This is a genomic window from Streptomyces sp. NPDC104371, from assembly GCF_055583785.1.
Genome location: NZ_JBVJNF010000004.1, coordinates 310,943 through 323,965, shown reverse-complemented (window position 1 = coordinate 323,965; position 13,023 = coordinate 310,943). Strand labels below are relative to the sequence as shown.

Genomic DNA, 13,023 nt, shown 5'->3' with positions numbered 1-13,023 from the left:
CCACCGGCCCCTTCCTCCCTTACCGGGTGCCGACTACACGCCGGCCGGTTCCGGTTCGTCCGTGTCCGAGTCCTTGGTCAGGGTGGGGATGCCCGTCTTCTTCGCCTTCTTCGCCGCCTTCTTCTTGGCGCGGCGCTCCTTGCGGAGTTCCAGCATGGCGTAGAGGGTCGGGACCAGGAGCAGGGTCAGCAGGGTGGACGTGATGAGTCCGCCGATCACGACCACCGCCAGCGGCTGGGCGATGAAGCCGCCCTCGCCCGTGATGCCCAGGGCCATCGGGAGAAGCGCGAAGATCGTGGCCAGGGCCGTCATCAGGATCGGGCGCAGCCGGTGCCTGCCGCCCTCGATGACGGCTTCCACGACGCCGTAGCCCTGCTTGCGGTACTGGTTGATCAGGTCGATCAGCACGATCGCGTTCGTCACCACGATGCCGATCAGCATCAGCATGCCGATCATCGCCGGAACGCCCATCGGGGTGCCCGTGGCGACCAGCAGACCGATCGCGCCCGTGGCCGCGAACGGGATGGAGACCAGCAGGATGAGCGGCTGGGCCAGGCTGCGGAACGTCGCGACCAGCAGCATGAACACGATCGCGATCGCCGCCAGCATCGCCAGGCCCAGGTTCTTGAACGCGTCGTTCTGGTCCTGCGAGACACCGCCGATCTCCGCCGTCGCGCCCGCGGGCAGCTTCAGCGCGTCGATCTTCGACTGGAGGTCGGCGCTCACCGCGCCCGTGTTGTCGGCCGTCGGGCGCGCCGTGATGGTCGCCGCGCGCTGACCGTCGATCCGGGTCGTGGACACCGGGCCGTCCACCAGCTTCACGTCCGCGATGTCGCCCAGCTTCGCCGCGCCGACGCGCACGTTCTTGAGCTGCGCCAGCGTCTTCGCGGGCTTGGCCGCCTTGATGACGATGTCACGCTCGGAGTCGTCCAGGATCGCCTTGCCGGTCGGGGTGCCCTGCACGGCCTGCGCGACCGCGAGGCCCAGCGTCTGGTCGTTGAAACCGGCCGCCGCGGCACGGGAGTTGGCCTTGACCGAGATCCGCGGCACGCTCTGCGACAGGTTGCTCGTCACATCCGCGACGTCCTTGACCTTCGCGACCTGGGCGCGGACCTGCTCCGAGGCCTTGCGCAGGGTGTCCGCGTCGGCCGCCTTCACGACCACGCTCAGGTCCTGGCTGCCGAAGCCGTCGCCCGCCGACACCGTGGTCGTACCGACCCCGGAGAGCTTCGCCAGTCCGTCCTCGACCTGCTTCTGTACGGCGTCGGAGTCGGCCGAGTCGTCCAACATGACCGAGTACGTGGCCTGGTTGGTGTCCGTACCGCCGCCGAAGGCCGCCATGAAGCCGGAGGAGCCGACGGTGACCTGGTAGTCCTTGACGCCCTTCACCCCGGCGAGCAGCTTCTCGACCTTCCGCGCCGAGGCGTCCGTCGTCGCCAGGCTCGTCCCCGGCTTCAACTTCTGCGTGATGCTGAGGACTTCCTGCTCGCCCTGGTCGAAGAAGTTCGTCTTCAGCAGGGGCGCCATGCCGAAGGTGCCGACCAGGACGACCACCGCGATGGCCACACTGGTGAGGCGGCGGCGCGTGGCGAAGCGCAGCACGGGCACGTAGAAGCGCTGGAGCCGGCTCTTGGCCTCCTTCGCCTCCGCGAGACGACGGGCCTCCTCCGCGTCCTCGGGCGTCCCCTTGGGGGCGCGCAGGAACCAGTACGACAGGACCGGGACGACCGTCAGCGACACCAGCAGCGACGCCAGCAGGGCCGCCGTCACGGTGAGGGAGAACGAGCCGAACAGCTCGCCCACCATGCCGCCGACCAGACCGATCGGCAGGAAGACGGCGACCGTCGTCAGCGTGGACGAGGTCACCGCGCCGGCCACCTCGCGGACCGCCGCGAGGATCGCCGTCTGGCGCTCCTCGCCGTAGCCGAGGTGCCGCTTGATGTTCTCCAGGACCACGATCGAGTCGTCGACGACCCGGCCGATGGCGATGGTCAGCGCGCCGAGCGTCAGCATGTTCAGCGACAGGTCGCGCGTCCACAGCACGATCAGGGCCAGCACCACCGACAGCGGGATGGAGACCGCGGTGACGAGGGTGGAGCGGATGGACGCCAGGAAGACCAGGATCACGAGGACCGCGAAGAGCAGACCGAGACCGCCCTCGGTCGTCAGACCGCTGATGGCCTTGGAGACCGCCGGACCCTGGTCGCTGACCACCGTGAGGGTGGCACCGGCGCCGAGGTTCTTGCGCAGCTCGGGCAGCTTGTCCTTGACCGCCTTCGAGATGGCGACCGCGCTGCCGTCGTGGTCCATGGTGACGACCACGGCGAGGCTGGGCTTGCCGTTCGTCCGGGTCAGCGAGTCGGCCTTGGCCTCCTCCTGCCGGACCGTGGCGATGTCACCGAGGCGGGCCGGCTTCTTGCCCGGCTCCCCCGCGACCATCAGGTCCTCGATCTGCCGCACCGAGGTGAAGCCGCCGCCGACCTGGACCGTGCGGTTGCCGCCGTTCTCGTCGAAGGAGCCCGCGGGAACCGTCGCGCCGCCCGCCTTCAGGGCCTCGCCGAGGGCGACCGGGGTCAGCCCGGCCCGCGCGAGCTTCGCGTCGTCGGGCGTGACGGTGACCTGGACGTCGCGTACGCCGCTCACGGTCACCTGGCCGACACCGCTGATGTTCTTCAGCGCGGGCACCACGGTCTTGTCGAGCTGGTCGGACAGGGCCTGCTGGTCCTTGTCCGAGGTGACGGAGAGGACCACGGTCGGCATGTCGTCGGTGGAACCGGCGATGACCTGCGGGTCCACCGAGTCCGGCAGCCGGACGCGGGCGCGGTTGACGGCCTGCTGCACGTCGGCGACGAGCTGCTTGGTGTCGTTGCCGTAGTCGAAGGACGCCATGATGACGGCGTTGCCCTCGCTCGCCTTGGCGGTGACGCCCTTGATGCCGGAGACGGCCTGAAGGTTGTCCTCGAGGGGCTCGACGACCTGCTTCTCGACCACGTCGGGCGACGCGCCCTGGTACGGCGCGAGGATCGACACCATGGGCAGGTTGATGGTGGGCAGGAGTTGTTGCTTGAGCTGAGGTATCGCGATCGCCCCGAAGACGATCGCGACGATCGACATCAGACCTATCAGGGCCCGTTGCGCGAGGCTGAAGCGTGACAGCCAGGACATGGGTCGGCGTCTTTCTGTTGGCTGAGCGGAAGGTCGGGACGCAGACGAGCGCCCACCCCTACACCCTGGTCCATCGGCAGGTGCCGTTCCGTCGCCCCACGGTCCATTTCTGCCGCAGAGCCTACTGCGGGCGCAGTACGGCTCAGCGGGGGCCGGTCCACCCATCGGTGTACCGGAGGTCCGGCGCGCTGCGGCTTCCGCTTCCGTACGCCCGCGTCGGCCTCAGTCCGTTCTCGGCCGCACCAGCCCGGACTCGTAGGCGATGACGACCAGTTGGGCCCGGTCGCGCGCGCCCAGCTTGGCCATGGCCCGGTTGACATGAGTCTTCACCGTCAGCGGGCTGACCTCCAGCCGCTCGGCGATCTCGTCGTTGGAGTGCCCCCCGGCCACCTGGACCAGCACCTCGCGCTCGCGCCCGGTGAGCGTGTCGAGCCGGTCGGAGCGGGCCGGGTCGCGGCCGTCGTCCCCGTCGCCCTGGGCCAGGAAGCGGGTGATGAGGCCCTTCGTCGCGGTGGGCGACAGCAGCGCCTCGCCGCCGTGCGCGATCCGGATGGCGTTCAGCAGCTCCTCGGGCTCGGCCCCCTTGCCGAGGAAGCCGGACGCCCCGGCGCGCAGCGACTGGACCACGTAGTCGTCGACCTCGAAGGTCGTCAGTATGACCACCCGGACATGGTCCAGGGCCGGGTCGGAGCTGATGAGCCGGGTCGCCGCGAGACCGTCGGTGCCAGGCATCCGGATGTCCATGAGGACGACGTCGGCGCCGCCCTCGCTCGCCAGCCGCACCGCCTCCGCGCCGTCCGAGGCCTCGCCCACCACCTCCATGTCCGGCTCCGAGTCGACCAGGACCCGAAAGGCGCTCCGGAGCAGTGCCTGGTCATCGGCGAGCAGGACGCGGATGGTCATACGGGTCCTTTCGGGCCGGTGGTCACGCGGTCCCCCCGGCGGTCGTCGTCGCGTGGTTCGTGAGCGGCAGGATCGCATGGACCCGGAAGCCGCCGCCGAAGCGGGGACCCGCGGTGAGGGCGCCGCCGACGGCGGTGACCCGCTCGCGCATCCCGAGCAGACCGTGCCCGCCGTGCCCGCTCGTTTCCTTGGAGTCGGCGTCGTCGTCACCCGCCCCGTCGTCGAGCACCGTGATCTCCATGTTCGTTCCCACCCGCACCACGCTCACCTCGGCCCTCGCCTCCTGTCCCGCGTGCTTGCGGACATTGGTGAGGGCCTCCTGGATGACGCGGTACGCGGCCAGGTCGAGCGCGGAGGGCAGGGTCGTGCCGTGGTCGGCGCGGGCGATCTCCACGGGGAGACCGGCGTTGCGGAAGGTGTCGGCGAGTTCGTCGAGCCGGGCGAGGCCGGGGGCGGGCTCGGTGGGCGCCTCGGGGTCGCCGGACTGCCTCAGCAGGCCCACGGTGGCGCGGAGTTCGTCCAGCGCGGTGCGGCTGGCCTCACGGACATGGGCGAGGGCCTCCTTCGCCTGGTCGGGCCGCTTGTCCATGACATGGGCGACGACCCCGGCCTGCACATTGACCAGCGCGATGTGATGCGCGACCACATCGTGCAGATCGCGCGCGATCCGCAGCCGTTCCTCGGCGACGCGACGGCGGGCCTCCTCCTCGCGGGTGCGCTCGGCCCGCTCGGCCCGCTCCCGTATGGCGTCGACGAAGGCGCGGCGGCTGCGCACGGCGTCACCGACGGCCGCGGCCATGCCCGTCCACGCGAACAGCCCGAGGTTCTCCTGGGTGTACCAGGGCAGCGGGCCGACCAGCATGGCCGTGCCGGTGAGCACGGTCATGGTGAGGATGCCGACCCGCCAGGTGGTCGGGCGGTCGGTGGTGGCGGCGACGGTGTAGAGGGCGACGACCGCGGACATCGTGACCGGCGTACGGGGGTCGGCGGTGACGAGGTCCACGAGGGAGAACGCGGTCGTCACCGCGAGGACGGCCATCGGCCTCTGCCGGCGCAGCACGAGCGCGGCGGCGCTGAGCGCCATGAGGGTGAGGCCGAGGGCGCTCGGCGTGCGTACGCCCCAGGTGGGTCCGGCCTCGGCGCGGGGGTCCACGAAGGAGCCCGCCACCATGCTGATGAGGACGCCGGCCGCGAGGACGGCGTCCAGGGCCAGGGGGTGGGCCCGCAGGCCGCCCCTGGTGCGTTCCAGGATGCTCACATCAGCCCAACCTCGCCGGGGGCGAAAGCGTTGCTACCCGCCGGGGAAGAGGCCGTCGTCCGTCAGCATCCGGCGGACTTCCTCCAGGTCGGCGTCCGGCGCCGGAAGGATCAGCTCCGACGGTTCCAGGGCGTCGTCCGGCAGCGCGGTGCCCAGCCGCCGGACCTCGTCGAGGAGTGCGTTCAGAGTGCGGCGAAAGCCCTGTTCGTCGTTGCTGTCCATCTCCTGGAGCAGCTCGTCGTCCAGCTTGTTGAGCTGCGGGAAGTGGGCATCGTCGAGCTTCACCTGCCCCTCCCCCATGATCCGCACGATCATGTCGCCTCCCTGGGCGTGGGCGCCGATGGGTCTACCGGGTCACTGCTTGTCGAAGCGCGGGGTGTCCTGGGGCTGGGAGGACTGCTGTCCCTGGCCCGTGCCGCCCTCGATGGCCTGCTGCGAGGACGAGCCGCCGGCCAGCTCCGCCTTCATCCGCTGCAACTCCAGCTCCACATCGGTACCACCGGAGAGCCGGTCCAGCTCGGCCTGGATGTCGTCCTTGGCCATACCGGAGGGGTCGTCCAGCGCGCCCGAGGCGAGCAGTTCGTCGATGGCGCCCGCGCGGGCCTGGAGCTGGGCCGTCTTGTCCTCGGCCCGCTGGATCGCCAGGCCGACATCGCCCATCTCCTCGGAGATGCCGGAGAAGGCCTCGCCGATCCGGGTCTGCGCCTGGGCGGCCGTGTACGTCGCCTTGATGGTCTCCTTCTTCGTACGGAAGGCGTCCACCTTCGCCTGGAGGCGCTGGGCCGCCAGGGTGAGCTTCTCCTCTTCGCCCTGCAGGGTCTGGTGCTGGGTCTCCAGGTCCGTCACCTGCTGCTGGAGCGCGGCGCGCCGGGACAGCGCCTCGCGGGCCAGGTCCTCGCGACCGAGCGCGAGGGCCTTGCGGCCCTGGTCCTCGAGCTTGGAGGACTGGCTCTGCAACTGGTTGAGCTGCAGTTCCAGGCGCTTGCGGCTGGTCGCCACGTCGGCGACGCCGCGGCGCACCTTCTGCAACAGCTCAAGCTGCTTCTGGTACGAGTAATCGAGGGTCTCGCGCGGGTCCTCGGCCCGGTCAAGGGCCTTGTTCGCCTTCGCGCGGAAGATCATCCCCATACGCTTCATGACACCGCTCATGGGCTTCGCGCGCCCCCTTCTGACGGACTCAGCTCCAGCTCTGCAACAGAACCCACAGTACGGGCCCCGCCACCATTACCGCACTGTTCGGGAACGGATGAGGTCATCCGCAAGGACGACTGACCGCGATCCCGCTCCGGCCCAGGGAGGAGGTATACCCCCAAGGCTACCTGCGGGAAGGCGCCCGGACCCCCCGGCCGACCGACCCCGAGGAGCCCCGGCGGCAATGCCCTGCCCGACCCCGCCTCGCAGCCCCTCTGTCCCCTACAGACGACCGGTGTTGCCGGATCGTTCCCCACTCGGCTGGGGTCCATGCGGGCGAACCCCGTACCCTTGGGTTCTGTGTTCCGTAGCCGTGCCAAGGAAGAGAAGGCCCAAGCCGCCGACAAGGCGCTGGTGACCGACTCCAAGCAGACCCGCGACCCGCAGGCCCCGAAGGGCAGGCCCACGCCCAAGCGCAGTGAGGCCCAGTCCCAGCGCCGCAGCGTCGCCCAGACCCCCACGACGCGCAAGGATGCCGCGAAGCGGCAGCGCGAGGCGCGCCGCGTCCAGTTGGAGAAGCAGCGCCAGGCGCTGGCCAGCGGTGACGAGCGGTGTCTGCCGGCGCGGGACAAGGGTCCCGTCCGCAAGTTCGCCCGTGACTTCATCGACTCGCGCTTCAATGTCGCGGAGTTCTTCCTGCCGCTGGCCGTGATCATCCTCGTGATGACCATGATCCGGGTGGCGCCGTTGCAGAACTTCGCGCTGTTGCTGTGGCTCGTGGCGATCGTGGCAATCGTGCTCGACGCGATCATCTCCGGGTTCCGGCTGCGCAAGCGGCTCGCCGAGCGCTTCCCCGACCACAACCGCAGGGGCGCGGTGGCCTACGGCCTGATGCGGTCCCTGCAGATGCGCCGACTCCGGCTGCCCAAGCCGCAGGTCAAGCGCGGAGAGCGGCCCTGAGCACGGATTCCTTCTCCGGGGGCGCCGCGGACGCCTGGCTGAGCAAGCTGGGCGGTCTGCGGGACGTCGTACGGCAGGAGCTGGTGGCCCGGCAGCTCGAGGAGCAGATAGCGGGCCGCTTCCCGGTCGGGCAGCGGCTGCGGATCCTCGACGTGGGCATGGGCCAGGGCACACAGGCCCTGCGGCTCGCGCGGGCGGGGCATCGGGTCACCGGGATCGAGCAGGATCCGACGATGATCTCCACGGCGCGCGCGGCGCTCGCCGCCGAGCCCGAGGGCATCCGGGAGCGGATGCGGATCATCGAGGGCGACGGCCGGGACACGGGCGTCCACTTCCTGCCGGGCAGCTTCGACGTGGTGCTGTGCCACGGGGTGCTCATGTACGTCGAGGAGCCCGATCCGCTGGTGGCGGGGCTGGCGCGGATGCTCGCGCCCGGCGGCCTGCTGTCGCTGCTCGTCCGCAACGGCGACGCGCTGGCGATGCGGCCCGGCCTGTCCGGGGACTGGGGCGGAGCGCTCGCCGCCTTCGACACGACGCTGTACACGAACCGGCTGGGCCTGGACGTACGGGCCGACCGGCTGGAGACGCTGACGGCGACGCTCGCGGGGATCGGGGCGCCGCTGCACACCTGGTACGGGGTGCGGGTCTTCACGGACACGGCCGCCGACGGGGCACCGATCCCCCCGGACGTGGATCTCCTGCTGGACGCCGAGGAGCGGGCGGGGCGTACGGATCCGTACCGGCGGGTGGCGGCGCTGCTGCACCTGTGCGGGGTACGCGGCTGAGGGACCCGGTCCTGCACCCGTTCGGGGGCTTCGGGCAAGCCGGAGCGCGGCCCTGACGGGAGACTCGGGGCATGGACGCTTCCCGTTTCCGTGTGCTCCGCCGGTCCGCGCCCGCCGTCGCCTCCTCCCTGGTGGTCCTGCTCGGCGGCTGCACCGGCTCCGCCCCGGCGAAGCAGGACGGCCCGACGAACACACGGACCGTCGCGTCCAGGACGAACAGCGATCTCCAGAGCGACTACCAGCGGGTCATCAAGAACGTGCTGCCGTCGGTCGTGCAGATCCGTGCGGGCGAGGGGCTCGGGTCCGGTGTGGTGTACGACGGCCAGGGCCATATCGTCACCAACGCGCATGTGGTCGGAGGCAGCCGGACGTTCCAGGTGACGACCGCCAACAGCGAGCATCCGCTCACCGCGCATCTGATCTACTCGTATCCCGCCCAGGATCTCGCCGTCGTCAAGCTGGACACCGTGCCGCGCGGGCTGAAGGCGGCTGCCTTCGGGGACTCGGCCAAGGTCGAGGTGGGGCAGATCGTGCTGGCCATGGGGTCGCCGCTCGGGCTGTCGTCGAGCGTGACCCAGGGGATCGTGTCGGCGACCGGGCGGACGGTCAGCGAGGGCAGCTCGGACGGCGGTACGGGCGCCACCATCGCGAACATGGTGCAGACCTCGGCGGCGATCAACCCCGGGAACAGCGGGGGCGCGCTCGTGAACCTCGACAGCGAGGTCATCGGGATCCCGACGCTCGCCGCGGTCGACCCCGGCTTCGGGAACAGCGCGGCGCCCGGTATCGGGTTCGCGATCCCCGCGAACATGGTGAAGACGATCGCCGACCAGATCATCGCGAAGGGGCGGGTCACGCATTCGGGGCGGGCGGCGCTCGGTATCACCGGGCGCACGCTGGTGAACGTGGGCTCTCAGCCGGTCGGGGTCGCGGTGGTCGACGTCCGGCACGGCGGCGCGGCGGACAAGGCGGGGCTGCGGGCCGGGGACGTCATCGTCAAGCTGGGCGACCGCGACATCACCACGATCACGTCCCTGTCCGAGGCGCTCGCCGACGACAAGCCGAGGCAGCGGACGACGGTCACGTACCTGCGCGGCGGCGACCGGAAGACGGCGGACGTGACGCTGAGCGAGCAGTGAGCGGTGGGAGGGGGCGCGCCCGCCCCCTCCCCGGGCGGTGCCCGGCTACGCGTCCTCGGCGTGCAGGCTCATCGGTCCGTAGATCTCCGTCGCGTCCTCGAACAGCCGGACCTGGTCCGCGCCGCCGTCGCACAGGTCCCGCCAGTGCTCCCCGATCCAGGACTCGGCGTCCCCCTGCGTGGTGAACTCCTCGGGCGTGACCGCGGGCGGGACCTCCGCTCCGTCGGCCTTCTCGAACCGCCACGTCCATGCCGCCATGTACGCCTCCCAGATGTGAACACACGCAGTGCGGCACCCGGATCCTGGTCCGGCTGCCGCCCCGAGCCTATGCGCTGCGCCGGTCGAGGGGGAGAAGTCCGTCGGCGCGCGAAGGCGCGGCTGGGCGCGCGGCGGATGGGGGGAGCCGGGAAAATCGGGTGCGTGGAACTGACATTGCTCGGCACCGGTGCCCCCGCGGGCCTGCCCCGCCCCGACTGTCCCTGTGCGACCTGCGCGCGTGCGCTCGGCCCGGACGCGCGGGCGGCGACCGCGGTGCTCGTGGACGGGGCGCTGCTCCTCGACCTCACCCCGGGCGCGGTGTTCGCGGCGGCGCGCGCCGGTCGCTCGCTCGCGGGCGTACGGCAGGTGCTGCTGACGCATCCGCACGACGGGCCCGCCGTCGAGGTCCCGGCGGGCCTGCCGCAGCCCGGACGGGTGCCGGACGGACGGGAGTTGGCGCTGCTGACCGGGCATCGGGTGCGGGCGCTGGCGATGGACGCGCCGGGCACCGGGTACGCGGTGACCGGGCCGGAGGGGCTGCGGCTGCTCTATCTGCCGCCGGGCGCGGCGCCCGCGGGCCTGGAGGCGCCCGCGGAGCCGTACGACCTGGTGCTGGCGGATGTCCTCGGGCGCCCGGACGCGCTCGCGAAGCTGCGGGCGGTGGGGGCGCTCGGGCCGACCACGGACGTGGTGGCCGTGCATCTCGACCACGATGTGCCGCAGGGCGCCGAGCTGCGGCGGCGGCTCGCGGCGGCCGGGGCGCGGCCGGTGCCGGACGGGACGACGCTGATCGTGGGCGGCTACGAGGACGTACCGGACGTGCCGCGGCGCACGCTGGTGCTGGGCGGGGCGCGCTCGGGCAAGTCGGTGGAGGCGGAGCGGCGGCTGGCGGCGTTCCCGGACGTGCGGTACGTGGCGACGGGCGGGTCGCGGAGCGGGGACACGGAGTGGGCGGAGCGGGTGGCCGCGCACCGGGACCGGCGGCCCGGGTCCTGGCACACCTGCGAGACCTGCGACCTCGTACCGCTGCTGGCGGAGGACGGGCCGCCGCTGCTGATCGACTGTCTGTCGCTGTGGCTGACCGACGCGATGGACGCGGTCGGCGCGTGGGACGACGCGGAGTGGGCGGGCGGCGGCGAGCGGGCGCTGCGGGCGCGGGTGACGGAGCTGGCGACGGCGGTGCGCCACACGCGCCGGACGGTGGTGGCGGTCTCGAACGAGGTCGGCTCCGGCATCGTCCCGGCGACCCCGTCGGGCCGCCGCTACCGCGACGAACTCGGCCGCCTGAACGCGGCGTTCGCGGCGGAGTGCGAACAGGTACTGCTGGTGGTGGCCGGGCAGGCGCTGGCACTGCGTGAGTGACGGTCAGGGCCGGGCGTTCTCGTGGTGGTGGCGGCGCGCGATGAGGCGGTAGGCGTTCGCGCGGCGGTGTGTGGTGACGATCACGCAGCCCAGGGCGGTCAGTTCGGCTCGCAGGTCGGGCAGCGGCATCGGGCGGCGTGGGCGTGGGCGGTCGCAGGGGGTCCACCAGGTGCCGGGCAGCGCGGTGAACACGCGGGCGGGGTCGGTGACTTCGAGGAGCAGATGGCCGCCGGGGCGCAACAGGGTGAGGGCGGCGCGCAGTTCGGCGCGCGGGCGGCGGGTGTGTTCCAGGTGGTGGAGCATGCTGACGACGTCGTAGCGGGAGCGCAGGCGCGTCAGGATCGCCGGGTCGGTGAGGTGCCCGAGGTAGGCCTCCTCGATGCGGCCCGCGGCGTGCGCGGTCTCGACGCGCGGGGTGGCGTCGAGACCGTCGAAGGCCGTGTACGGGTGGATCTCCTGGGCCGCCTCGGGGAAGAGCCCGTCCCCCGTGCCGACGTCGAGCCAGCTCTCCGGCTCCGGGAAGGGCAGCAGGGCGCGGGCCGCCGCCCGGTGCCGACGGGCCGTGACGTACGCGCGCGCTCTGCGCAGCCTGGGCGAGCCGCACCACGGGCAGTCCGCGCGCCGCGGCTCGTGGAACCGGGCGGTGCGGCGGGCGGCGTCCGGGTGCGGGCTGGCGGGCATGGGCGGCTCCTGACACGGGAGACGGCGTGACCGGGGTGACCCGTACGACCGCGGTGACCGGAGTGACCGGGGCGCACGACAGTGACCACAGGCGCGACAATACGTGACCAATCGGGGCGTACGGGATCCCTCTCAGGGGTGCAAGAACGCGGCGCCCAGGGAGCCGCGCCGCGTTCGATGCCTGCCGGTACTGTTCGGCGAATGAGCTCGCTACATCTCGACGACTTCACCGATCTGATCGAGCGCCCCGACGGCGGGGTGCGCCGCGACGCGGAGGCGCGCCGGGAGCGTCAGATCGTGCCACCCGGGGCACTGGGCCGCCTCGACGACCTGGGTGAGTGGCTGGCGGCGGCGCAGTCCACCGCGTGCGTGCGGCCGATCGAACGGCCGCGCGTGGTGCTGTTCGCCGGTGACCACGGGATCGCCTCGCTCGACGTCTCGGCGCGCCCCGCGGGCAGCGCCACCACGCTGGTACGGGCGGTCCTGGAGGGCGGGAGCCCGGTCTCGATCCTCGCGCGGCAGTCGAACGTGCCGGTGCGCGTGGTCGACGTGGCGCTCGACTGCGACCCGGGCGACCTGCCCGCGGATGTCGTACGGCACCGGGTGCGGCGCGGCAGCGGGCGCGTCGACATCGAGGACGCGCTGACGCTCGAGGAGGCGGAGGCGGCGTTCCGCGCCGGGATGGCGGTCGCGGACGAGGAGGCCGACTCCGGGACGGATCTGGTGGTCCTCGGCGATGTGAGCGTCGGCGGTACGACTCCGGCGGCCGTGCTGATCGCGGCGCTGTGCGGGACGGACGCGTCCGTGGTCACCGGGCGCGGTGGCGTGGCGATCGACGACCTCGCCTGGATGCGCAAGTGCGCCGCGATCCGGGACTCGCTGCGGCGCGCCCGGCCGGTGCTCGGCGAACCGCTGCCGCTGCTGGCGGCGGTGGGCGGCGCCGACCTGGCCGCGACGACCGGCTTCCTGCTGCAGTGCGCGGTGCGCAAGACCCCGGTGATCCTGGACGGCGTGGTCTCGGCGGCGTGCGCGCTGGTGGGGCAGCGGATCGCGTTCCGCGCGCCGGACTGGTGGCTGGCCGGGCAGATCAGCGGGGAGCCCGCGCAGCGCAAGGCGCTGGACCGGCTGGCGCTGGAGCCGCTGCTGGACCAGGGGGTGTCCGTCGGCGAGGGCACCGGGGCGCTGCTGACGCTCCCGCTGGTGCGGGCCGCGGCGGCACTGGCGGCGGAGCTTCCGGAGAAGCCGGTCGAAGAGGCCGCCGAAGGCGCCGAGGCCGAAGAGACCGCCGACACCGCCGAGCAGGAGTAGCTTCCGTCGTTCGTCGAGGACAGGCCGCCGAGTGGACCGACCGTCGGCCTGTCCCGCTCCCCCATGCCCCATG

At 72.3% G+C, this 13,023-nt stretch carries 12 protein-coding genes; 5 read left to right on the top strand and 7 right to left on the bottom strand.

Features of this window, described 5'->3' with window-relative positions; genetic code table 11:
- Positions 1 to 33: 33 nt before the first annotated feature.
- The 5 genes from ACZ60T_RS15565 to ACZ60T_RS15545 form a co-directional block, all read right to left on the bottom strand.
- The gene (locus ACZ60T_RS15565; RefSeq protein ID WP_469666361.1) at positions 34 to 3,165 is read right to left on the bottom strand and encodes an efflux RND transporter permease subunit; all 3,132 of its coding nucleotides are present in this window, start codon (positions 3,163 to 3,165) and stop codon (positions 34 to 36) included.
- 222 nt (positions 3,166 to 3,387) lie between these two features.
- Entirely contained in the window at positions 3,388 to 4,068 is a 681-nt protein-coding gene (locus ACZ60T_RS15560) for a response regulator transcription factor (RefSeq protein WP_365620116.1), read from the bottom strand.
- Between the two features lie 22 nt (positions 4,069 to 4,090).
- Positions 4,091 to 5,326: a sensor histidine kinase gene (locus ACZ60T_RS15555; RefSeq protein ID WP_469666360.1), complete on the bottom strand. Its 1,236-nt coding sequence runs from the start codon at positions 5,324 to 5,326 to the stop codon at positions 4,091 to 4,093.
- Positions 5,327 to 5,359: 33 nt separating this feature from the next.
- Positions 5,360 to 5,641: a PspA-associated protein PspAA gene (gene pspAA, locus ACZ60T_RS15550; protein ID WP_469666359.1), complete on the bottom strand. Its 282-nt coding sequence runs from the start codon at positions 5,639 to 5,641 to the stop codon at positions 5,360 to 5,362.
- Between the two features lie 39 nt (positions 5,642 to 5,680).
- Complete coding sequence (locus ACZ60T_RS15545) at positions 5,681 to 6,463, bottom strand: PspA/IM30 family protein (protein ID WP_252422062.1); 783 nt, start codon at positions 6,461 to 6,463, stop codon at positions 5,681 to 5,683.
- A 324-nt stretch (positions 6,464 to 6,787) separates the two neighbouring features.
- Between ACZ60T_RS15545 and ACZ60T_RS15540 the strand changes: the two genes are divergently transcribed.
- The 3 genes from ACZ60T_RS15540 (at position 6,788) to ACZ60T_RS15530 (ending at position 9,341) form a co-directional block, all read left to right on the top strand.
- Positions 6,788 to 7,417 carry a DUF3043 domain-containing protein gene (locus ACZ60T_RS15540; protein WP_469666358.1) on the top strand — a complete coding sequence of 210 codons (630 nt, stop codon included), beginning with the start codon at positions 6,788 to 6,790 and terminating at the stop codon, positions 7,415 to 7,417.
- A gap of 83 nt (positions 7,418 to 7,500) precedes the next feature.
- The gene (locus tag ACZ60T_RS15535; RefSeq protein WP_469666356.1) at positions 7,501 to 8,202 is read left to right on the top strand and encodes a class I SAM-dependent methyltransferase; all 702 of its coding nucleotides are present in this window, start codon (positions 7,501 to 7,503) and stop codon (positions 8,200 to 8,202) included.
- Positions 8,203 to 8,273: 71 nt separating this feature from the next.
- Positions 8,274 to 9,341 carry a S1C family serine protease gene (locus ACZ60T_RS15530; protein WP_469666355.1) on the top strand — a complete coding sequence of 356 codons (1,068 nt, stop codon included), beginning with the start codon at positions 8,274 to 8,276 and terminating at the stop codon, positions 9,339 to 9,341.
- Between the two features lie 45 nt (positions 9,342 to 9,386).
- Here the strand turns inward: ACZ60T_RS15530 and ACZ60T_RS15525 are convergent, their stop codons facing one another.
- Entirely contained in the window at positions 9,387 to 9,599 is a 213-nt protein-coding gene (locus ACZ60T_RS15525) for a hypothetical protein (RefSeq protein ID WP_469666353.1), read from the bottom strand.
- Positions 9,600 to 9,761: 162 nt separating this feature from the next.
- On the opposite strand from ACZ60T_RS15525, the gene ACZ60T_RS15520 reads away from it, so the two are divergent.
- A complete protein-coding gene (locus ACZ60T_RS15520) occupies positions 9,762 to 10,961 on the top strand; it encodes a bifunctional adenosylcobinamide kinase/adenosylcobinamide-phosphate guanylyltransferase (RefSeq protein WP_365620092.1) in 1,200 nt (399 codons plus the stop codon).
- Positions 10,962 to 10,964: 3 nt separating this feature from the next.
- Here ACZ60T_RS15520 and ACZ60T_RS15515 read toward each other — a convergent pair whose 3' ends face one another.
- Positions 10,965 to 11,642: a class I SAM-dependent methyltransferase gene (locus ACZ60T_RS15515; RefSeq protein WP_469666352.1), complete on the bottom strand. Its 678-nt coding sequence runs from the start codon at positions 11,640 to 11,642 to the stop codon at positions 10,965 to 10,967.
- Positions 11,643 to 11,843: 201 nt separating this feature from the next.
- On the opposite strand from ACZ60T_RS15515, the gene cobT reads away from it, so the two are divergent.
- On the top strand, positions 11,844 to 12,950 hold the full coding sequence (gene cobT / locus ACZ60T_RS15510; RefSeq protein WP_469666351.1) for a nicotinate-nucleotide--dimethylbenzimidazole phosphoribosyltransferase: 1,107 nt from the start codon (positions 11,844 to 11,846) through the stop codon (positions 12,948 to 12,950).
- Positions 12,951 to 13,023: the final 73 nt, after the last annotated feature.